Below are 21546 nucleotides of genomic sequence, written 5' to 3' on the forward strand. Positions count from 1 at the left end.
TCTCCCCTCATAACCGTCAGGCGGCTAATGTCTCCGGCCCGATCCTGTCCACCCCGGTCACCCCGGTAAGCGCCATCGCGACGCGCATTTCGGCCTCGATCAGGTCGAGCACATGACGCACGCCGCGTTCGCCGTCCGCGGCCAGCGCAAACGCCCATGCGCGGCCGAGCAGCGCGCCCTTCGCGCCGAGCGCGAGCATGCGCACGACGTCGAGCCCCGATCGTACCCCGCCGTCGGCCAGCACCGTCAGCCGGTCGCCGACCGCATCGGCGATCGCGGGCAGCGCACGCGCGACCGACGGCACCCCGTCGAGTTGGCGCCCGCCATGGTTCGACACGATGATCCCGTCGACCCCGGCCTCCGCAGCGCGGCGTGCGTCGTCGGCGTCGAGAATGCCCTTGACGACGATCGGCCCTTTCCAGTGCGAGCGCACGAAATCGAGGTCGGCCCACGTCACGCGCGGATCGAAGTTATCCTTCATCCAGCCGAGGAAATCCTCGAGCCCCGATTTCGGCCCGAGAAGCGGCGCGACATTGCCGAGCTGGTGCGGCCGGCCGTGGATGCCGACGTCCCATGCCCAGCCGGGGCGGGCCATGGCCTGACCGACGCGCCGCGCCTGTCCGCGCCAGTTCGCGGCGCCCGAAAGCCCCGAACGGACATCGCGATAGCGCGCGCCGGGCAGCGGCATGTCGACCGTGAACACCAGCACCGGGCAGTGCGCGGCGCTCGCCTCGTCAAGCAGCGCCCGCATGAAGCCGCGGTCGCGCACCATATAGAGCTGGAACCAGAAGGGCGCCGGCGAGCCCCGCGCGACCTCGGCGAGCGAGCAGGCCGATACGGTCGACAGCGTAAACGGCACGCCCTTCGATGCCGCCGCGCGCGCTGCCTGTACCTCGCCGCGCCGCGCCGCCATGCCGGCGAGGCCGATCGGGCCGAGCGCAACCGGCATCGCGAGTTGCTGGCCGAACAGGCTGGTCGACAGGTCGATCGCCGAGACGTCGTTCAGCACCCGCTGGCGGAGCGAAATATCCTGCAGATCCTCGATATTCGCGCGCAATGTGCGCTCGGCATAGGAGCCGCCGTCGAAATATTCGAACAGGAAGTGCGGCAGGCGCCGCCGCGCGGCTTCGCGATAATCGCCGATCGATGCAGGTCTCACGCGGCTTCTTCCACCCGTTCGGCTTCGCGCCGCCAACGATCGCGATACGGCGCGAGGTCGACGTCGAGCGGCGCCACCAGTTCGAGCGGTTCGGCCGGCGGCAGCGCGGCATCGATCAGGCGGAGCGCGCCATAGGACACATCGTTGTGCGCCTTGCCGATATAGATGCGCAGGTCAGGTCGCAGCGCCGCGAGCGCGCGCACGAAAACCTGACCCTCGGCAAAGCGCCCTTCGATCAGCAGCCGTTCGCGGGTGCCGATCAGGCCCAGCGACGCGTCGGTGACCAGCGCGGCATAGAGCGACACCGCGGCGCGGCGCGCGGCATGATCGTCGGGCCTCGCGATCCATCGCCCGCGTCCGTGCGCGAAGGGGCCGAAGCCCGGCGCGAAGGTCGGCAACACCATCGCGCCGCTTGCCAGCACATCGGGAAGCGCCGCGAGCAGCGCGGGCTGGTCGGGCGCGATATCGATCTGCCGCGTGTCGAGCCCGATCAGCGTCTCGATCTCGCGCCCGCCCATGAAGCGCGCCGACGGGATCGGTTTGCCGAACGCATCGACATTGATCAGGCAGTCGCGCGCCTCGTCGAGGCCGCTTGTATCGATCGACGCCGCGTCCTTGGGCGATCGCATCGCAACGAACCAGGTGCCCGTCGATAGCACCGTCGATTCCCTGTCGGCAATCTCGGCAAAGCCGCGCGCCGCGAGCAGCGCGGCGTTCGAATCGTGCAGCCCGCAATGGACTTCGGTGTCGGCGGGAAGGCCGGTGCGCCGGACCCATGCGGGTGTCAGCGTGCCGAGCACCTCGCCCGCTCCGCGCAGTGGCGCGAGCCGCGCGGCCCAGCCGCGCCGTTCGGCTAGCGCCGAAGCCGTGCCGGTCAGCGGGTTCCAGAGGTCGGTGTGACAGCCGAGGCTGGTTACCTCCGACGCCGCGACGCCGCAGAGCAGCCAGCTCCAATATTGCGCCCACGGCAGGATCTGCGTCCCGTGCGCAAGATCGGGATCGAGCGCCTCGAGCCGGAAGATCTGCGCGCCGAGGTTCAGGCCATCGGGAAGGCAAGGCGAGCCGCTGTCCGAAAAGGCGTCGCGCTCGGCGTCATAGCGCGCGCGCAGGTCCGCGGGCATTGCATCTTCATAATCGACCGGCGGGCAGGCGAGGCGGTCGCCGCGGATGATCGCCGCCGCGGCGCCATGCCCGACGGGGATGACCGCGCCGACATCGGCCAGCCTGGCAAAGTCGCGCAGCACCTCGGCGACCCAGGCTTCGATCCCCGCGGCGTCGAGCGCGAGATAGGCGCTCGTTTCGATGCGCGCATTGGCGCGGACGCGGCGTTCGATCATCACGCCATCGGCGGACCAAAGGCTCAGCTTTGCCAAGGTTTTCCCGCTATCGAGGACTATGGTTGCGCGACCCTTCATCCCTCTCCCTTTGCTTCGTTGCGACCGAATTTGATCGAACTTTATCGAAACTGATTGCAGAGCGCCAGCGATTTCGATACACATCCTCGCATAGTCGAAACAACGAGTTTCCTTCATGCCCGATCTTATGGACGTCACGCCCCGATCCAATGCCGCCGCGCTGCTGTTCGCCATCCCGGCGAATCGCTGGTCGGACGAAGAGGCGCGGGGGAAGGCGCCCGAAGATCTGCTCCTCTATCGCTCGAACCGCCTTGGCTCGGACCTCACCGTCACCAATTTCGGCGGCGGCAACACCTCGGCCAAGCTCGAAGCGCGCGATCCGCTGACCGGCGAAACCGTCCCCGTCCTGTGGGTCAAGGGTTCGGGCGGCGATATCGGTTCGATGAAGCTCGACGGGTTTTCGACGCTCTATCAGGACAAGCTGCTCGGCCTCGAAAAACTCTATCGCGGGCTCGACCATGAGGACGAGATGGTCGGCTATCTGCCGCACTGCACCTTCGCGCTCAATCCGCGCGCGGCGTCGATCGATACGCCGCTCCACTCTTATCTGCCCTTCGCGCATGTCGACCATGTCCATCCCGACGCGATCATCGCGCTCGCCGCATCGAGCGAAGGCGAAGCCGCGACGCAGGCGATCTGGGGCGGCGCGGTGGGCTGGCTGCCGTGGCAGCGGCCGGGCTTCGACCTTGGGCTGAAGCTGCGCGATTACGTCGCCGCCCATCCGGGGCTGCGCGGCGTGATGCTCGCGGGGCACGGTATCATCTGCTGGGGCGACAGCGCCAAGACCTGCTATGACAATACCATCGCGCTGATCACCGATGCGGCGAACTATCTGAACGCGAAGCTCGCCGGTGCGCCGGCGTTCGGTGGCGAAATCGTCGCGCCGCGTCCGGCTGTCGACCGCGCATCCGCCGCGGCAAAGCAGATGCCGCTGCTGCGCGGCTTGATGGGCGGGAGGCGCGTCGGGCATTTCGCCGATGATGCCGAAACGCTCGAATTCACCTGCAGCCGCGACTTTGCGAAGCTCGCCGCGATCGGCACCTCGTGCCCCGACCATTTCCTGCGCACCAAGATCGCGCCGCTCGTGCTCGACCCGGCGCGGATCGACGACAGCGCCTATCTCGCCGAACGGATCGAGGCATATCGCGCCGACTATGCCGCCTATTACCAGCGCTGCGCGCGTCCCAATTCGCCCGCGATGCGCGATCCCAATCCCGTGGTCGTGCTCGTCCCCGGCATCGGCCGCATGACCTTTGCCGGCGACAAGACGACCGCGCGGCTCGCGGGCGAATTCTACGCGAACGCGATCAATGTGATGCGCGGCGCCGAGGCGATCGGCGCTTATGTCGGGCTCGACGAACAGGAAGCGTTCGACATCGAATATTGGCTGCTCGAGGAAGCGAAGCTTCAGCGTATGCCGAAACCCAAGCCGCTTGCGGGGCGCATCGCGCTCGTCACCGGCGGCGCGGGCGGCATCGGCGCAGCGACCGCCGAGCGGCTTGCCACCGACGATGCGTGCGTGCTGCTCGTCGACCGCGACGCCGCTGCGCTGGCGAAGGCGGCGCACGAACTCGAAGGCCGCTTTGGCCGCGACCGCATCCGCTCGGCGGTGTGCGACGTGACCGATGAGGCGCAGGTGGCGGCGGCGTTCGCGGCGTGCGCGCGCGAATTTGGCGGGCTCGATATTCTCGTCGCCAATGCCGGGATCGCCTCGTCGGCGCCGATCGAGGATACGACGCTCGAGCTGTGGCAGCGCAATTACGACGTGCTCGCGCAGGGCTATTTCCTAACCGCGCGCGCGGCCTTCCCGCTGATGAAGGCGCAAGGCAGCGGGTCGATCGTCTTCATCGGGTCGAAGAACGGCATTGCTGCGGCGACCAATGCGTCGGCCTATGCGTCGGCGAAGGCGGCGGCGCTGCACCTCGCGCGCTGCCTCGCGCTCGAAGGCGCGCCGTTCGGCATCCGCGTCAACACGGTCAATCCCGACGCGGTGATCAAAGGGTCGCGCATCTGGGACGGCGACTGGCGCCGCGAGCGCGCGGGCGCGCACGGGATTGATTCGGGCAGCGAGCTTGAGGAACATTATCGCAACCGATCGATGCTGAAACGCGACGTGCTGCCCGAGGATGTCGCCGAAGCGGTCTATTTCCTCAGCAGCGATATGTCGGCAAAGTCGACCGGCAACATGATCAACGTCGACGCGGGCAACGCGCAAGCATTCACACGTTAAGGTACGGAGAGTTTTATGGCTGGCGACCTGCCGCTCGCACAGGATGACATCGAGCGGCTGAACGCCGGTCTGACCGACGCGCTCGACGATGATTATGGCAGCCTCGGCCGCCAGCTCGGCCGCCGCGGGATCGACATCGATGGCGTGAAGGCGAAGGTCGCGGGCTTCTCGGTCGCGGTGCCGAGCTGGGGCGCGGGGCGCGGCGGCACGCGCTTCGCCAAATTCCCGATCGCGGGCGAGCCGACGAACATCCACGAAAAGCTCGAGGATTGCGCGGTGATCCAGCAGCTCGGCCGCACCACCCCGCGCGTCAGCCCGCATTTTCCGTGGGACAAGGTCGGCGACTATCGCGCCTTGCGCGAAGAAGCCGCGGCGCTTGGCCTCGGTTTCGACGCGGTGAACAGCAATACATTCCAGGACCAGCCGGGACAGGCGGTGAGCTATGCCACGGGCTCGCTCTCCTCGACGCGCTCCGAGGTGCGCGATCAGGCGGTCGCGCATAACATCGAATGTATCGAGATCGGCAAGCAGCTCGGCGTCACCGACCTGACGGTGTGGGTCGGCGATGGCACCAATTTTCCGGGGCAACAGGACCTCGGGCGCTCGCTCGACCGCTATCTCGATGCCGCGGCGGAAGTCTATGCCGCGCTGCCCGCCGACTGGCGGATGCTGATCGAGCACAAGATGTTCGAGCCCGCTTTCTATTCGACCGTCATTTCCGACTGGGGCAGCTCGATCCTCGTCGCGCAGGAGCTTGGCGACAAGGCGAAATGCCTCGTCGATCTGGGCCATCATGCGCCGAACGTGAACATCGAACAGATCGTCGCGCGGCTGCATCGCTTCGGCAAGCTCGGCGGATTCCACTTCAACGACAGCAAATATGGTGACGACGATCTCGACAGCGGCTCGATCAATCCGCACCAGCTGTTCCTCGTCTTCAACGAGCTGATCGAGGCCGAGATGAACCCGCGCGGCGATTTTCGCCCCGCTTACATGATCGACCAGTCGCACAATGTCACCGACCCGATTGAGAGCATGCTCTCGTCGGCCGAAGCGATCGTCGCGGCCTATGCCAAGGCGCTGCTCGTCGACCGCGAGGCTTTGCTCGCCGCGCAGGAAGCGAATGACACGATGATGGCGTTTCAGGCGCTGCGCACGGCGTACCGCACCGACGTCACCCCGATCCTCGCGGCGGCGCGCGCCGAAGCGGGCGGGGCGATCGACACGATCGCGGCTTATCGTGCGAGCGGCTGGCGGGATCGCAAGGCGCAGGAACGGCGGGCAGCGGGGACCACGGCGGGGATTGTCTAATCATTCGATTGCAACTCGGCGCAGCTCCCGTCAAATAGAGGCATAGAGACAGGGGCCCAAATGCACGCAGCCGAACGCGAAAAAATGATCCTCGACAGCCTGGGCGAGAGCGGTTTCGTCTCGTTCCGCGATCTCGAAAGCCGCGTTGCCGCGTCACCCGCGACCATTCGCCGCGATCTCGACCGGCTCGAAGAAGCGGGTGTGATCACGCGCGTGCGCGGCGGGGCGAAGCGCATCGGAGGAGGGAGCGCTTCGCCGACTGGGTCCGAAGACGGCCTGTCGGGCATTCCCTTTCACGAAAATATCGGCCGCAATCGCGCCGCGAAGGAAGCGATCGGACGCGCGGCAGCGGGGCTCTGCATCCCCGGCGAGGGCGTGATGATCGACGGCGGCTCGACGACGCTCCAGATGTGCCCGCACCTCGACGGCCTCGCGCTGCAGGTGCTGACCAACTCGCTCCATATCGTCAGCGCGCTGCTGCCGCAGCCGACAACGCGCATCCTCGTTCCCTCGGGGCAGGTGTTTCGCGAACAGAATATCGTGCTCTCGGCGGCCGGCGACGACGGCATGCCGCGCTTTCACGCGCCCAAGCTGTTCATGGGCGCGGCGTCGATGGGCCCCGCCGGGCTGATGCAGGCCGATGTCATTCTCGTCGCCGCCGAGCGCCGCCTGATCGAGCGCGCCGACGAGATTATCGTGCTCGTCGACAGTTCCAAATTTTCGGGCCCCTCGGGCAATGTCGTGTGCTCGCTCGACGAGATCGACGTCGTCGTCACCGACGCCGGAATCGAACCGCACCATGTCGCGATGATGGAAGCCGCCGGTATCCGCGTCATCATCGCCTGAAATTCCCAAAGCCTTCGAACCAAAACCGCGGCCCGCCGTGGCGTTCGGGTTCGAATGATTGAATTTGATCGTTGACGTGATTGATAAAGACAAATAATGAGCAGTGATGCAGAAACGCTCACCGAAGCGTGGCATCGGAGGAACAAGATGGCCGGACAGGCACCTCCGTCAAAAGGGACAACTCGCGAGGGCGAGTGCAGGGAGGATGCGATGAAGGCGATGACGACGGCGGGTCTGGGTTTTGCGGCGCGGCGGAACGCGTGGCGGCGGGGCATTTCGGTACTGGCGTGCGCGGGTACGCTGTTCGGCGCAGCGAGCGCCCATGCGCAGGAGGCCGATTCCGACGCTCCGGCCGATACCGACATTGTCGTCACCGGCACCCTGCTGCGCGGCGTCGCGCCGGTCGGCACCAATGTTGTTGCGGTCAGCGAGGCCGATGTTGTCGCCTCGGGCGCCGCGTCGGCAAACGACCTGCTCGCCTCGATCCCGCAGGTCGGCAATTTCGGGACGATCCCGGCGGGGCTCGGCAATTTCGGCAATCCGATCGTGCGCCCCAATATCCGCAACCTCGGCAACAGCGGCGGCTCGACGACGCTGGTGCTCGTCGACGGCCACCGCATGGTCGGTGCGGGCATCCTGCAGACGAGCTTCGATCCTTCGGTCATCCCGCCCGACGTGATCAAGCGCGTCGACGTCATCCCCGACGGCGGTTCGTCGATCTATGGTTCCGACGCGATCGGCGGCGTGATCAACTTCATCACGCGCGATCGTTATGACGGCATCGGCGTCAACGCGCGCTATGGCTTTGCCAAAAATTACCAGACGATCGACGCCAGCGTCATTGCGGGCAAGGATTGGGGCTCGGGTTCGGCCTATATTTCCTATTCCTATGCGTGGCACGACGATCTGATCGGGCTCGACCGCGACTATGCGACCGCGAACCAGACCGACCGCGGCGGCGGCGATTTCCGCAGCACCGCCTGCGCGCTCGCCAACATCACCGTCGGCACGACGACCTATGCGCTTCCGGGGCGGGCGCCGGGGGTCAATCGCTGCGACCAGACCGATTATGCCGCCATCTATCCGCGCGAGGAACGCCACAGCGTCTTCGCCGGACTGACGCAGGATCTCAGCGATTCGGTCGCGTTCAAGCTGTCGGCCTATTGGTCGAAGCGCGACACGCTGCACCGCAGCGCGCAGAGCAGCATGAGCGGGACGATCACCGCCGCGAACCCCTTCTTCCGCCCGATCGGCACCGAACTCGCGCACAGCGTCGCCTTCGCATTCGACGATGTCTTCGGGCCGAGCAACGACAGCCCGTCGAGCTTCACCTCCTATGGAATAACGCCCAGCTTCGACTTCGAACTCGGCGGCGGCTGGCAGCTGCGCACGATGGCCAATTTCGGGCGCAGCGAGAATGAATCGACCGAGCGGTCGTTCAATTCGACCGCGGCGACGATCGCGCTCGCAGGCCGGACGACGGCAACCGCGCTCAACCCCTATAATCTCTCGGCGACGTCGCCCGCGGTGCTCGCGGCGATCGACGATTTCGCCAACTATGGCGAAGCGACGCAGGAGCTCGCCGAAGGGCACGTCGTGCTCGACGGCCCGCTGTTCGCGATGCCCGGCGGCGACGTGCGTCTCGCGGTCGGCGGCGAATATCATTATGAGAATATCCGCTCGTTCACCGGCAGCGGCCCCGAAGCGGCGGTCACCGGTTCGAACGCCTATGCCGCGCGCAATGTGAAGTCGCTGTTCGGCGAATTGCTGATCCCGATCTTCGGCGCCGACAACCGCACGCCGGGTTTCTACAGCCTCGAGCTGTCGGGATCGGTCCGCTACGACGATTACAGCGACGTCGGCGGCACGACCAATCCCAAGATCGGCGTGACCTGGCGCCCGTTCGAGGCGCTGACGATCCGCGGCAATTACGGCACGTCGTTCCACGCGCCGAGCCTTGCCGACCTCGGCAATTCGGTCGACGCGCGCGTTCAGGTGCTGCCGTTCAGCCCCTTCCGCGCTCCCGGCAGCTCCCCCTTCGACGCGCTACGCCCGACGATCGCGATCGCCGGCGGCAACGCCAATCTGAAGCCCGAGACCGCCGATACCTGGTCGCTCGGCTTCGATCTCAAGCCCGCGGGGCTCGAAGGCTTCGTCGCCAGCGCGACCTATTTCAACGTGAAGTTCAAGGACGCGATCGCGGTCCCGCCGTTCACGTCGCCCTTGCTGTTCACGACGCCCGCCTATGCGGACTTCTTCATCCTCAACCCGACGCTCGCGCAGGCGCAGGCGGCGGCGGGGAACCTCCGCGTCGACGGCGTGCCGAACCTCGCGACCCTGTTCGCGATCAGCTCGCCCTATGTGCTCTTCCTCGCGCAGCGTGCGAACCTCGGCGCGGTGAATGTCGATGGGATCGACTTCAACCTCGCCTATAATCGCCCTACCGGCTTCGGCTCGATCCATGCGAATTTCACCGGCAGCTATCTGCTCAATCGCGAGACGCAGGTGGTGCAGGGCGGCCCGGTCAACGACGATCTCAAGAACGGGACGGGCCGCTTCCTCTTCACCGCGGGGCTCGGCGCGACGGTCGGCGATTTCACCGCGCGCGCGTCGCTCAACCATCGCAGCGGCTATCCGATCATTGGCCTTCCGCCGCAGACGCGCATCTCGGCGTTCGACACGGTCGATCTCTTCTTCAGCTATGATCTGGGCGACATGCTCGCAAACACGCTGCTGACGCTGAACGTCGACAATGTCTTTGACCAGGATCCGCCTTACTTCAACAATGCGGCGGGCTATACCAATGGCAGCACGCTGGGCCGGCTCGTGTCGTTCGGTATCCGTACCAAATTTTAAGGGAGTAGGGTGTTGCCGCTGATCGGAAGTCTGCGAAGCCTGCTATTGGGCGTGCTCGCGGCGGCAGGTCTGGTGGCGACACCGCTCTATGCCGCCGATCAGGCGCCGGCGGAGCTGCGGACCGAATATGCCGCGGCGCCGCTGGGCCTCGACACTGCCGCGCCGCGTCTCGCGTGGCGGTCGCCGGTGGCGCGGCAGAGCGCATACCGCATCCGCGTCGCGACGTCGGAAGCCGATCTCGAGCGCGCGCCGCTCTGGGACAGCGGCAAGGTCACCTCGGCGGACAATGTCCAGATCGCCTATGCCGGGCCGGCGCTCGCATCGCGCCAACGCTATTGGTGGCAGGTGCAGGTGTGGGACGCCGATGGGAAGGTCACCGGATGGAGCGCGCCCGCCTGGTGGGAAATGGGACTGCTCGGCGCATCCGACTGGCAGGCCCAATGGATTTCGGGACCCGCGCGCCGCGACCATGACTGGGGCGACCTGACGCTCGATGCCGATCTGACGCTGACCGGCAAGAGCGTCGACATATTGTTCCGCGCACTGCCGAACGGCAAGACCTATGGCGACGCCTATGTCTGGACGCTCGCCGACGACAAGAACGGGCCCGAACTGATCCAGACTATCCGCCGCTATCCCGGCGGCACCAGTTCGGCGATCAAGATGGAGCGGCTGGGGCAGGTCAAGCTCACGGCGCCCCTGAAAGGACGACGCATCGCGCTGTCGATCCGCGCCGAGGGCGGGCATATCGTCACACGCATCGACGGCGCGGTTGTCGCGACGGTCGACAATGACGCGCACAAGCATGGCACGATAGGCTTTGCGGGCAAGGAGGCCAGCGCCGCTACAATTCACACCGTCCGGGTATCGGGCACCCAAAGCCCCGCAGTCGCCTATGATTTCGCGGGCGGCGACAATCCCTTTTCCGGCGGCAGCGTGTCGAGGGACGGGCTCGTCGTCGCCAGCGGCGTTCCGGGGGTCGATCTCGTGCTTCCGATCGAAGCGCCCGCACCGCTCGTCCGTCGGGCCTTCCGTCTCGCCAAGCCGGTGGCCAGTGCACGGCTCTATTATGCGGGCGCGGGCATGCCGCGTCTGTCGGTCAACGGCAGTGTCGTCGGCTCGTCGCTCGGTGCGGGGTTCACCGCCTATGACAAGCGCGTCCTCGGCTATGCCCTCGACGTCACCAGCCTGCTGCGCCGCGGCGAGAATGTGCTCGGCGCCGAACTCGGGCGCGGCTGGTACGGGCTGACCGATCCGAACGAATGGTATTTCCACGCGGCGCCCTGGCACGCCGAACCCGCGCTCAAGGCGCAGCTTGAAGTCACCTACACCGATGGAACACGCGAAACCGTCGTGACCGACGGCAATTGGCGCACCGTTTCGGGTCCGACGCTGGGTGACTCGATCCATCGCGGCGAACGCTATGACGCGCGGCTGGCGCCCGCGGGTTGGGATCGTGCGGGTTTCCGCGACCGCAAATGGCAGGCTGCGCCGGTTGTTGCAGGACCGGCGGGGCAGCTTGTCGCCGCCAACTCCGAAGCGATTGAGCCGGTCGAGAATATCGCCCCCGTGGCCGTCAAGGAAGTCGCCCCCGGCGTCCATGTCTATGATTTCGGGCGTATTGTTGCCGGCTGGCCGGTGCTGAAGGTCAGCGGTCCGCGCGGGCTCACCGTCTCGATGGTCGCGAGCGAACGCGTCGCCGAGGACGGCAGGGTCGTCCCCGCGGCGGGCCTGATCGATGCGCAGCTCCAGACCGACCGCTACACGCTCGCGGGCAAGGGTGCCGAGCAATGGGAACCGCGCTTCGGCTACCGCGGCTTCCGCTATGTCCAGGTCGATGGTTTCCCGGGCACACCGGGCGAGGGCGCGCTGACCGCCCGTATCGTCCATTCGGCGGTCGCGCGCACCGGCAGCTTTGCGAGCGCCGATCCGCTGCTGAACCAGATCGATTTTGCTGCGATCGCGTCGATCCTCAACAATCTCCACGGGTTCCAGACCGACACGCCGACTTACGAGAAGAACGGCTGGAGCGGCGATGCACAGGCGTCGGCGGGCGCCGCGGCGCGCAGCCTCGACATCGCGCGCGTCTGGACGAAGTGGCTTGCCGACTTCCGCGATGCGCAATCGGAAAAGGGCGAGGTGCCCGAGATCGCACCGACGACGCCCTTCTACGGCTATGAGAATACCCCGGGGTGGAATGTGATCTGGGGGCCGACGACACCGTGGGATGCCGCAGCCATGATCCTGCCGTGGGAACTTTACACCACCTATGGCGACACGCGCATCCTCGCCGACAATCAGGACATGCAGCGCCGTCTCGTCGATTATACCGCGACCTTCATCAAGGCGCCCGATTTCCAGCGTTCGGCGGGGCTCTCCGAATGGGCGTCGGCGGGCGGGATGGATTACAGCAACGCGCGCGGCGGCGGGATCGACGCGGTGACCACGGCCTATTTTTTCCATCAGGCCGACCTGCTCGCCAAATCGTCGGCGATCGTCGGCAAGGCCGACGATGCAGCGCGTTACGCGAAGCTCGCCGAGGATATCCGGACCGCGTACAACACGCGTTATTGGGATGCGACGAACGGCTGGTATCGCACCGTCGATACCAAGGGCGTCGCGGGTCTGCCGACGCAGGTGCAGAATATCCTGCCGCTCGCGTTCGGCATGGTGCCGCCGGGCCGCGAGCAGGGCGTCGCCGACACTATCGCGCGCGACGTCGATAAGCAGGGGTTGCGCACCGGCGTCTATGGCGCGCGCTACCTGCTCGAAATCCTCAGCGACTATGGCCATGCGAACCTCGCCTACCGCGTCGCGACGCGGACCGATGAGCCGAGCTGGGGCTGGTGGATCAAGAACGGCCATTCGACGATGTTCGAGACGTGGAGCCTCAACAGCCGCTCGCGCGACCATCATTATTTCGCCTCGATCGCCGACTGGATGCGCCAGCGGCTTGCCGGGCTGCGGCCGGGCGAGCCGGGGTATAAGCTCGTGCTCGTCAAACCTGCGATTCCCGACGGCCTCGCAAGCGCCGAGGCGGCGATGGAGACAGTGCAAGGACGCGCCTTTTCGGGCTGGAGGGTCGATGCCGGCAGGCTGACGCTCACCGCCGAAGTGCCCGCGAACACCACGGGCGAAATCTGGGTGCCGACGCGCTTTGGCGCCGTGACCCCGCCGGCGGGCACCAGCTCGATCCGCGAAGACAAGGGTTATTCGATTTATCGTACCGGCCCCGGCCGTTTCATCTTCACCACCGGAGGCAAATGATGATCCGTGGCATATTGGTGTCGGCTGCCCTCCTGGCGTCGCCGGTCGCTGCGCAGCAGGTGGCGATCGACAGCGGCACCGTTGCCGGCGCGACCATCGAGGGCGTTGCGGCATTCAAGGGCATCCCCTACGCCGCGCCGCCCGTCGGCGCGCTGCGCTGGAGCGCACCCGCGCCCGCCCAACCGTGGAGCGCACCGCGCGACGCGACGGCTTACGGCCCCGACTGCATGCAGAACCCGCTGCCGGGCATCCAGCCCGGGTCGCGGCCGATGAGCGAGGATTGCCTGACGCTCAATGTCTGGACCCCGAAACCCGTCAAGGGCGCGAAGCTGCCGGTGATGGTCTGGATTCATGGCGGCGGCTTCGTCGGCGGATCGGGCACGCTGCCCGAAACCGACGGCAGCCTGCTCGCGAAGCGCGACGTCGTGATCGTCAGCTTCAACTACCGCCTCGGCCGCTTCGGCTTTTTTGCGCATCCCGCGCTGGGGCAGGACGGAAACTGGGGGCTGATGGACCAGATCGCTGCGCTCAAATGGGTTCAGCGCAACATCGCGGCATTCGGCGGCGATCCGGCGAAGGTCACGATCTTCGGTGAAAGCGCGGGCGGGGAGTCGGTGTCGCGCCTGATGGCGTCGCCCGCTGCAAAGGGGCTGTTCGCGCGCGCGATCGTCGCGTCGGGAGGCGGCCGCGACGACTGGCCGACGCTGGTTGATGCACAAGCGAAAGGGCAGGCATTCGGCACGCGGGCGGGCGCCGTGGACGCTGCAGCGTTACGCGCGCTGCCCGCCGACAAGGTTCTCGGCAGCCTCGCTCTGATGAGCAAGGAAGAGGATCGCTATTCGGGGCCGATGACCGACGGGACGATCGTTCCCGCAGGTGCCGAGACGATCTTTGCCGAGGGCAAGCAGGCGCGCATCCCCTATATCATCGGCAGCAACGACGACGAACTCGGCTTCATCCCCGCGCCGTTCCGCGCAATGGTCAACGGCCCGGTCGAAAAGGCGCTGGGTGCTGCTGCCGCAACCGTAAAGGCGGCTTATGCGAGCGAAGACGAGGCGAACCGGCGGCTGGGCGGCGACGCGATCTTTGCCGAACCCGCGCTCGCCTTTGGTCTGCTGCAGGCCCGCGCCGGGGTGCCGACCTTCCTCTATCGTTTCGGCTATGTCGCCGAGGGCCAGCGCAAACCCGATGTCGGCGCGGTGCATGCGTCGGATGTCGCGTTCCAGTTCGGCAACCTGCCCGCCGATGCGACCGCCGCCGACCGTGCGGCGGCGAAACAGCTTGGCGATTACTGGACCAATTTCGCCAAGACCGGCGATCCGAATGGCAGCGGACTGCCCGCGTGGTCGCGGCTCGACCCCGCGACGCCGCGGCTGCTGTCGATGGGGATCGAGACAACCGCAATGGCGCCGGCAACCACGCCCGCGCTGACCGCCATCGCCGCCGCACGGGACGGAAAATAATGAAAGTCATGACCATGCGCCTCTCCGCCGCCATCGCCGGTGCGCTTGCCATCGTCGCAATCCCCGCCTGCGCGTGGGAGGTGATCCGTCTGTCGTCGGACCCGGTGCCCGCGACCTCGAAGGAGGTGCGCGAAACAGGGCCGTTCGGCACGATCGTGCGCAATGTGTCCGACGCGACGCTCACCCCCTATGTCGCCGAAAAGCCCAACGGCACCGCGGTGATCGTCGCGCCCGGCGGCGGCTTTCACATGCTGTCGATCGACAATGAGGGCGAGGCGGTTGCGAAGTGGCTAAACAGCCAGGGCGTCACCGCCTTCGTGCTCAAATATCGCCTGCTCGAAACCGGCGCCGATTTTCCGCTCCAGATGATGCGTTACCTCGCCAATCTCCCCTCCTTGCGCACCGCGGTCGAGCCGCTGCGCCCGCTCGCGACCGCCGACGGCGAGAATGCGGTGAAGTGGGTGCGCAAGAATGCGGCCCGTTACAGCATCAAACCGAATCGCGTCGGGCTGATGGGGTTTTCGGCGGGCGGCGCGGTGACGGTGTGGACGCTGGCGGCGAACAAGCCCGCGAGCCGCCCCGATTTCGCGATCGCCATCTATCCCGGCCTGCTGCCCGACGCGATCGCGGTGCCGAAGAAGGCGCCGCCGCTGTTCGTCGCGGCGGCGAAGGACGACAAGCTGGCATATACTGACAGCGTTCGCCTCGCCGCAGCGTGGAAGAGCGCCGGCGCGAACAGCACAATCGTCACATACGAGAGCGGAGGCCATGGTTTCGGCATGAAGAAGAGCGGCAAACCGAGCGACGCGTGGACCGACGCGATGGCGACGTGGATGCGCGGCCAGGGGCTCGTCGGCAAATGAGGACCGCATCATTCCTCCTGCTCGCTGGCGGATCGCTGCTCGCGGGCTGCACCGCGAACGAACCTGCACCGGCCCCCACGCCGGTCGCCCAAAAGGTCGGAAGCTGCGAAGCGCTGAACGGTCTTGCGCTGAAGGACGGCAAGGTCGATGCCGCGACCTCGCTTGCGGGCGGCGCGATGGTCAATTTGGAGGCCGGCAAACCCGGCCTTCCTGCACCCGCCGCCTTCTGCCGCGTGCAGGCGACGCTTTCGCCGGTGCCCGGATCGTCGATCAAGGTCGAGGTCTGGCTGCCCGAACGCGCGGGGTGGAACGGCAAGCTGCTCGGTGCGGGCAATGGCGGGTTCGGCGCGAACATGCTGCTGCCCTCGCTGTTGATGCGCGGCGCGGTGCAGAAAGGCTATGCGTCGGTCGGCACCGACATGGGGCATGTCAGCGAGGCCGATGTCGACGCGAGCTGGGCGCTGAACGCGCCCGAAAAGATCCGCGACTATGGCTGGCGCGCCAATCATGTCGGCGCCGAGACCGCGAAACAGGTGATCGCGGCCTTTTATGAAAACCCGCTTGCGGCGAGCTATTTTCACGGCTGTTCGGACGGCGGGCGGCAGGCGCTGACCCTCGCGCAACGTTACCCCGCCGATTATGACGCGATCATTGCCGGCGCGCCGGCGATGCCGTGGACGCGCATGGCAAGCGCCTTTGCGAACAATGCCGTCGCGGCGAACAAACCCGGCGGCGACCTGTCCATGGCCAAGCTCAAGCTGCTCCAGTCGGCATCGCTCGGGCAGTGCGACGGTCTCGACGGCGTGAAGGACGGCGTGATCGACGATCCGCGCGCCTGCCATTTCGATCCCGCGAAGCTCGCGTGCAAGGGCGGCGAGGACGCCGATTGCCTGACGCCGGGCGAAGTCGCGACCGCGAAGCTGTTCTACGAGGGTGCGAAAAGCGCCGACGGCAAAAGCTTCTACCCGGGCTTCGCGCCGGGCGCCGAGGCTGAGGCGGGAACCTGGTCGCAATGGCTGACCGGCAAGACGTCGCAGCATGTCAAGTTCGGCACCGCCTTCTTCCGCTATTTCGTGCACGCCAATCCCGAGTGGCAGCTCTCCGACTTCAACCTCGAGCGCGACTATGCGCTGGCGAAGACACGCGTCGGCGGCGATCTTGACGCCGACCGCACCGACCTCGGCGCCTTCTACAAGCGCGGCGGCAAGCTGATCCTGTACCACGGCTGGAACGACGCCGGGATTCCGGCGCAGAATACGGTCGATTATTATGAGCGTCTGGTCGCGGCGAACCCGAAGGCTGCATCGACCTCGGTACGCCTGTTCATGGTCCCCGGCATGTCGCATTGTCTCGCGGGTCCGGGACCGAACAACTTCGATCCGCTGGCGGCGCTCGACGGCTGGCGGCAGGGCGGACCCGCGCCCGAACGCATCATCGCGACCAAATATGACAACGACCTGTTCGCCTATATCGGCCTCCCCGCCAAGGCCGGGCGGACGCGGCCGCTCTGTGCATTCCCCAAGGTCGCGAAATGGGACAGTAAGGGTTCGACCGACGATGCGGCGAGCTTTACATGCGAGGCACCCGGAAAATGACGAGCCATGTTCACGGAGCAACCGAACCCCCGCTCATCGAACACACAATCGGCGACGCGCTCGCGCTCGCCGCGGCGCGCTGGGGGACAAGCGACGCGCTCGTTTCGGTCGGGCAGGGCATTCGCTGGAATTTCGCCGAACTGCTCGAACGATCCGACGCCTTCGCGGCGGGGCTGCTCGCGCTCGGTCTCAATCCCGGCGACCGGATCGGCATCTGGGCGCCCAATTGCGTCGAATGGACGCTGACCCAGTTCGCTGCCGCGCGCGCCGGGCTGATCCTCGTCACGATCAACCCCGCCTATCGCCTCTCCGAAGTCGAATATACGATCAACAAGGTCGGGCTGTCGGCGCTGGTCGCGGCTACCAGCTTCAAGACGAGCGACTATCCGGCGATGATCGAAGAGCTCGCGCCCGAAGTTGCCGCGAGCACGCCGGGCGAGCTTCGCGCCGAACGCCTGCCGACGCTGCGCTCGCTGATCCTGATCGGTGCGGACGCGCGTGCGGGCTGGCTGCGCTTCGACGATGCGGCGGGGCTGGCGACCGAAGCCGACCGCCAGCGCCTCGCCGCGATCGGGCCGACGCTCGACCCCAACGACGCGATCAACATCCAGTTCACCAGCGGCACCACCGGCCTGCCCAAGGGCGCGACGCTCAGCCATCGCAACATCCTCAACAACGGCTATTTCGTCGGCCGCACGCAGGGGCTGGGGCAGGGCGACCGCATCTGCATCCCGGTGCCGCTCTATCATTGCTTCGGCATGGTGATGGGCAACCTCGCCAGCATCACCCACGGCGCCGCGATGATCTATCCGTCCGAGGGTTTCGATCCCGATGCAGTACTCCGCGCGGTCGAGGCCGAGCGCTGTACCTCGCTCTATGGCGTGCCGACGATGTTCATCGCGGTGCTCGCGCATCCGGATTTTGACCGCTTCGACGTCTCGTCGTTGCGCACCGGCTGCATGGCGGGCGCGATCTGCCCCGAACCGTTGATGCGGCAGGTGGTCGAACGGCTCAACATGCGCGACGTGACGATCGCCTATGGCATGACCGAAACCAGCCCGGTGAGCTTCCAGACCGCGCCCGACGATCCGTTCGAGCGCCGCGTCGGCTCGATCGGCCGGGTGCAGCCGCATCTCGAATGCAAGATCGTCGATGCGGGCGGCAACATCGTCCCCTCGGGCGAACCCGGCGAGCTCTGCACGCGCGGCTATTCGGTGATGATCGGCTATTGGGACGAGCCCGAACGCACCGCGGATTCGATCGACGCCGACGGCTGGATGCATTCGGGCGACCTCGCGACGATCGATGCCGAAGGTTACGGCAATATCGTCGGCCGCCTCAAGGATATGGTGATCCGCGGCGGCGAGAATATCTACCCGCGCGAGGTCGAGGATTATCTCTATCGCCACCCCGCGGTCGAGGATGTCGCGGTGGTCGGCATTCCCGACGAGCGCATGGGCGAGGAACTGTGCGCGTGGGTGCGTTTGAAGCCCGGCGCGGATGTCAGCCCGGACGATATGCGCGAGTTCTGCCGCGGCCAGATCGCCCACTATAAAGTCCCGCGCTACGTGCGTATCGTCGGTGAATTCCCCACCACGGTGACGGGAAAAGTCCAGAAATATCTGATCAGAGAGGCGATGGTCGCCGATCTCGGAAAGGAAGAAGCACAATGAAAACTGCCATATTTGTTGCGGCGCTGATGGCCGCCGCCCCCGCTTTTGCCCAGGCGACCCCCGCGCCTGCGCCCGCAGCGCCCGCACCGGCTGCGCCAGCAAGCGACGCGAAATTCAACCTCGACACCCCGCTGCAGGACATCGTCGCCGACGAAAAGGGCAAGGCGGTGATCGAAAAGCATTTCCCCGGTATGATCGCATTGCCCGAATATGAGATGTTCAAGGCGATCAGCCTGACGCAGCTCCAGCCCTATTCGAACGGCAAGATCACCGACGAGATGCTCGCCGCGACCGCCAAGGATCTGGCGGAGATCAAGTGATGAAGAGCCGGACAGCCTATCTGGCGGCAAGTTTGCTGTCCTCCACGGTGGCGCTGTCCGGCGCACAGGCGCAGGATATGATCTACAAGGACAAATCGGCGCCGCTCGAAGCGCGCGTCGACGACCTGATGGCGCGGCTGACGCAGGACGAGAAAATCCTGCTGCTCGCGGGCGAATCGTCGATGACGCTGAACCCGATTCCACGGCTCGGCATCCCCTCGATCCGCATGACCGACGGGCCGACCGGCGTTCGCTCGCCCGAGGGCAAGCCCGCGACGGTCTTCCCCGTCGGCGTCGCGATGGCGGCGACGTGGAACCCCGATCTTACGGCGAAGGTCGGCGCGGCGATCGGCAAGGAAACGCTCGCGCATGGCGCCGACGTGCTGCTCGCGCCGACGGTCAATATCGTGCGCACCCCGCGCTGGGGCCGCAATTTCGAAACTTATTCCGAAGACCCGTATCTCGCGGGCCAGATCGGGCTCGGTTATGTGAAGGGCGCGCAGGGCGCGGGCATCGGCGTTTCGCTCAAGCATTTCGCCGCGAACAATCAGGAAACCAACCGCTTCATCGTCGATTCGGTGGTCGACCCGCGGACGCTGCGCGAAATCTACCTCCCGGCGTTCGAGACCGTGATCAAACAGGGCGATCCCTGGTCGGTGATGGCGGCGTACAACAAGATCAACGGCACCCATGCGGCCGAGAACCGCTGGCTGCTAACCGACCTGCTCAAGACCGAATGGGGCTATAAGGGCTTTGTCGTGTCGGACTGGGGCGCAGTCCATTCGACCGCGACCACGGTCAACGCCGGCATGGATCTCGAGATGCCGGGACCGCCGAACCATTTCGGGCCGAAGCTCAAGAAGGCGGTCGAGGAGGGCAAGGTCACGGCGGCGCAACTCGACGACAATGCGCGCCGTATGGTGCGGCTGATCGTGCGCAGCGGCGCGATCGAACGCGGTGTCGCGCGTCCGGTCGCCGAACAGATGCCGCGCAATGCCGCGCTGGCGCAAAGCGCCGCCGAAGAGGCGATCGTCCTGCTCAAGAACAGCGGCGTCCTCCCTCTGCCGGCGTCGATCGAGTCGCTCGCTGTGATCGGCCCGAACGCCGACGTCGTGCGCATCCAGGGCGGCGGCAGTTCGGCGGTGGTGCCATTCGAGACGAGCACGCCGCTCGCGGCGCTCAAGGCGGCGCTGCCGGGCGTCCGGATCGATTACGCGCGCGGAGTCGACAATGAAGAGACCCCGCCGGGTGCCAATTCCAAATTGTTCAGCCCCGGAACCGACCGCAGCGTCACCGGCCTCGCGGCGACCTATTACGCCAACGCCGATATGAGCGGCGAGCCGGTGAAGCGCGAAACCGCGACGAGCTTTTTGAAGCGGATCAGCGGCAACATCGCCGGGCCGCAGGTGACGGGTTATGCGGCGTTCCGCTGGGAAGGGCTGTTCTGGCCCGACAAGAGCGGCACCTATGAATTCAGCACGCGCGGCACCGGCAATGCGACGATCACGCTCGACGGCAAGACCGTGCTCAGCAAGGCGAGCGCATCGAAACCCGACATCCGCGACGTGCTCGGCTTCCCGATCCCGCGCCGGACGGTGTCGGTCCAATTCGAAGCGGGGCGGAGCTACCCGATCCGGCTCGATTATGTGAACGGCCAGACACCCTATGAATATCTGAGCTTCGGCATTCGCGAGCCGCAGCCCTCGTTCGACGAGGCAGTTGCGGCGGCGCGCGGCGCGGATGCGGCGCTGGTGTTCGTCGGCTCCTCCTCGACAACCGAGGGCGAGGGCTATGACCGCACCTCGCTCGACCTGCCGGGCGAGCAGAACAAGCTCGTCGACGCGATCCTCGCCGCCAATCCGAAGACCGCCGTCGTCGTCAACGCCGGCGCGGCGATGACGATGCCCTGGTCCGACAAGGCACCGGCGATCGTCGACATGTGGTTGCCGGGCGAGGGCGGCGCAGCGGCGCTCGCGAACGTGCTGACGGGCAAGGTCAATCCGTCGGGCAAGCTGCCCGTCACCTTCCCGGTGCGGACAGAGGACGATATGATCAACCTCAAGGGTGCCAAGACGCCCTATTCCGAAGGGCTGCTCGTCGGCTACCGCGGCTATGTCGCGAAGGGCGTGACGCCGCTTTTCGCCTTCGGCCACGGGCTCAGCTACACCAGCTTCGCCTATTCGGCGCTGTCGGCCCCCGCGCGCGCTAAGGGTGGCGACGCCGTTTCGGCGAAACTCACGCTGCGCAACACCGGCAAGCGCGCCGGCAAGGAAGTGGTGCAGATCTATGTCGCACCGCTCGCGCCCGGCGCCGGCGATCCGCCGATCGCGCTGCGCGGCTTTGCCAAGGTCGATCTCGCGCCCGGCGCCCGCCGGACGGTCAACGTGACGCTCGACCCCCGTGCCTTTTCGCAGTTCGACGCCGAACGCGGCCAGTGGCGCGTCGTCCCCGGCCGTTACCGGATCATGGCCGGATCGTCCTCGGCCGATATTCGCCAGCAGCGCGAGATCGACGTGACGGCCGATTGAGGAGATTTCCGCGGCCGGGT

The 21546-nt window shown here is 66.5% G+C and carries 13 protein-coding genes; 11 read left to right on the plus strand and 2 right to left on the minus strand.

From position 1 onward, the window contains the following. Positions 1–16: 16 nt before the first annotated feature. Both lldD and J2X38_RS15780 read right to left on the minus strand, forming a co-directional pair. Positions 17–1159, minus strand: coding sequence for an FMN-dependent L-lactate dehydrogenase LldD (gene lldD, locus J2X38_RS15775; protein ID WP_310255332.1), 1143 nt, complete (start codon positions 1157–1159; stop codon positions 17–19). Beyond that, a complete protein-coding gene (locus J2X38_RS15780) occupies positions 1156–2532 on the minus strand; it encodes a carbohydrate kinase (RefSeq protein WP_310255333.1) in 1377 nt (458 codons plus the stop codon). Before J2X38_RS15780 ends, lldD begins: the two co-directional genes overlap by 4 nt. Positions 2533–2689: 157 nt before the next feature. Between J2X38_RS15780 and J2X38_RS15785 the strand changes: the two genes are divergently transcribed. The 11 genes from J2X38_RS15785 to J2X38_RS15835 all read left to right on the plus strand — a co-directional run bounded on the left by J2X38_RS15785 (position 2690) and on the right by J2X38_RS15835 (position 21526). Next, on the plus strand, positions 2690–4804 hold the full coding sequence (locus J2X38_RS15785) for a bifunctional rhamnulose-1-phosphate aldolase/short-chain dehydrogenase (RefSeq protein WP_310255334.1): 2115 nt from the start codon (positions 2690–2692) through the stop codon (positions 4802–4804). 15 nt (positions 4805–4819) lie between these two features. Continuing rightward, entirely contained in the window at positions 4820–6115 is a 1296-nt protein-coding gene (gene rhaI / locus J2X38_RS15790) for an L-rhamnose catabolism isomerase (protein ID WP_310255335.1), read from the plus strand. Between the two features lie 60 nt (positions 6116–6175). After that, entirely contained in the window at positions 6176–6961 is a 786-nt protein-coding gene (locus J2X38_RS15795; RefSeq protein WP_310255336.1) for a DeoR/GlpR family DNA-binding transcription regulator, read from the plus strand. A 210-nt stretch (positions 6962–7171) separates the two neighbouring features. Continuing rightward, positions 7172–9817, plus strand: coding sequence for a TonB-dependent receptor domain-containing protein (locus J2X38_RS15800; protein WP_310255337.1), 2646 nt, complete (start codon positions 7172–7174; stop codon positions 9815–9817). Positions 9818–9829: 12 nt separating this feature from the next. After that, entirely contained in the window at positions 9830–13084 is a 3255-nt protein-coding gene (locus J2X38_RS15805; protein ID WP_310255338.1) for a family 78 glycoside hydrolase catalytic domain, read from the plus strand. Beyond that, entirely contained in the window at positions 13081–14547 is a 1467-nt protein-coding gene (locus tag J2X38_RS15810) for a carboxylesterase family protein (protein WP_310255339.1), read from the plus strand. The genes J2X38_RS15805 and J2X38_RS15810 overlap by 4 nt, the downstream gene beginning before the upstream one ends. Beyond that, a complete protein-coding gene (locus tag J2X38_RS15815; RefSeq protein ID WP_310255340.1) occupies positions 14547–15410 on the plus strand; it encodes an alpha/beta hydrolase in 864 nt (287 codons plus the stop codon). The genes J2X38_RS15810 and J2X38_RS15815 overlap by 1 nt, the downstream gene beginning before the upstream one ends. Next, positions 15407–17005, plus strand: a complete 1599-nt coding sequence (locus tag J2X38_RS15820; protein WP_310255341.1) for a tannase/feruloyl esterase family alpha/beta hydrolase — start codon at positions 15407–15409, stop codon at positions 17003–17005. The genes J2X38_RS15815 and J2X38_RS15820 overlap by 4 nt, the downstream gene beginning before the upstream one ends. Continuing rightward, positions 17002–18678, plus strand: coding sequence for an AMP-binding protein (locus tag J2X38_RS15825; protein WP_310255342.1), 1677 nt, complete (start codon positions 17002–17004; stop codon positions 18676–18678). Before J2X38_RS15820 ends, J2X38_RS15825 begins: the two co-directional genes overlap by 4 nt. Next, a complete protein-coding gene (locus J2X38_RS15830; protein WP_058537206.1) occupies positions 18675–18998 on the plus strand; it encodes a hypothetical protein in 324 nt (107 codons plus the stop codon). The genes J2X38_RS15825 and J2X38_RS15830 overlap by 4 nt, the downstream gene beginning before the upstream one ends. After that, positions 18998–21526, plus strand: a complete 2529-nt coding sequence (locus J2X38_RS15835) for a glycoside hydrolase family 3 C-terminal domain-containing protein (RefSeq protein ID WP_310255343.1) — start codon at positions 18998–19000, stop codon at positions 21524–21526. Before J2X38_RS15830 ends, J2X38_RS15835 begins: the two co-directional genes overlap by 1 nt. The last annotated feature ends 20 nt before the right edge of the window (positions 21527–21546 follow it).

This window comes from Sphingopyxis sp. BE235, assembly GCF_031457175.1.
Taxonomy (GTDB): domain Bacteria; phylum Pseudomonadota; class Alphaproteobacteria; order Sphingomonadales; family Sphingomonadaceae; genus Sphingopyxis.

Coding starts and splice junctions, on each gene's coding strand:
- J2X38_RS15785 (WP_310255334.1), top strand. CDS start 2,690: ATGCCCGATCTTATGGACGTCACGCCCCGATCCAATGCCGCCGCGCTG.
- rhaI (WP_310255335.1), top strand. CDS start 4,820: ATGGCTGGCGACCTGCCGCTCGCACAGGATGACATCGAGCGGCTGAAC.
- J2X38_RS15795 (WP_310255336.1), top strand. CDS start 6,176: ATGCACGCAGCCGAACGCGAAAAAATGATCCTCGACAGCCTGGGCGAG.
- J2X38_RS15800 (WP_310255337.1), top strand. CDS start 7,172: ATGAAGGCGATGACGACGGCGGGTCTGGGTTTTGCGGCGCGGCGGAAC.
- J2X38_RS15810 (WP_310255339.1), top strand. CDS start 13,081: ATGATGATCCGTGGCATATTGGTGTCGGCTGCCCTCCTGGCGTCGCCG.
- J2X38_RS15815 (WP_310255340.1), top strand. CDS start 14,547: ATGAAAGTCATGACCATGCGCCTCTCCGCCGCCATCGCCGGTGCGCTT.
- J2X38_RS15820 (WP_310255341.1), top strand. CDS start 15,407: ATGAGGACCGCATCATTCCTCCTGCTCGCTGGCGGATCGCTGCTCGCG.
- J2X38_RS15825 (WP_310255342.1), top strand. CDS start 17,002: ATGACGAGCCATGTTCACGGAGCAACCGAACCCCCGCTCATCGAACAC.
- J2X38_RS15830 (WP_058537206.1), top strand. CDS start 18,675: ATGAAAACTGCCATATTTGTTGCGGCGCTGATGGCCGCCGCCCCCGCT.
- J2X38_RS15835 (WP_310255343.1), top strand. CDS start 18,998: ATGAAGAGCCGGACAGCCTATCTGGCGGCAAGTTTGCTGTCCTCCACG.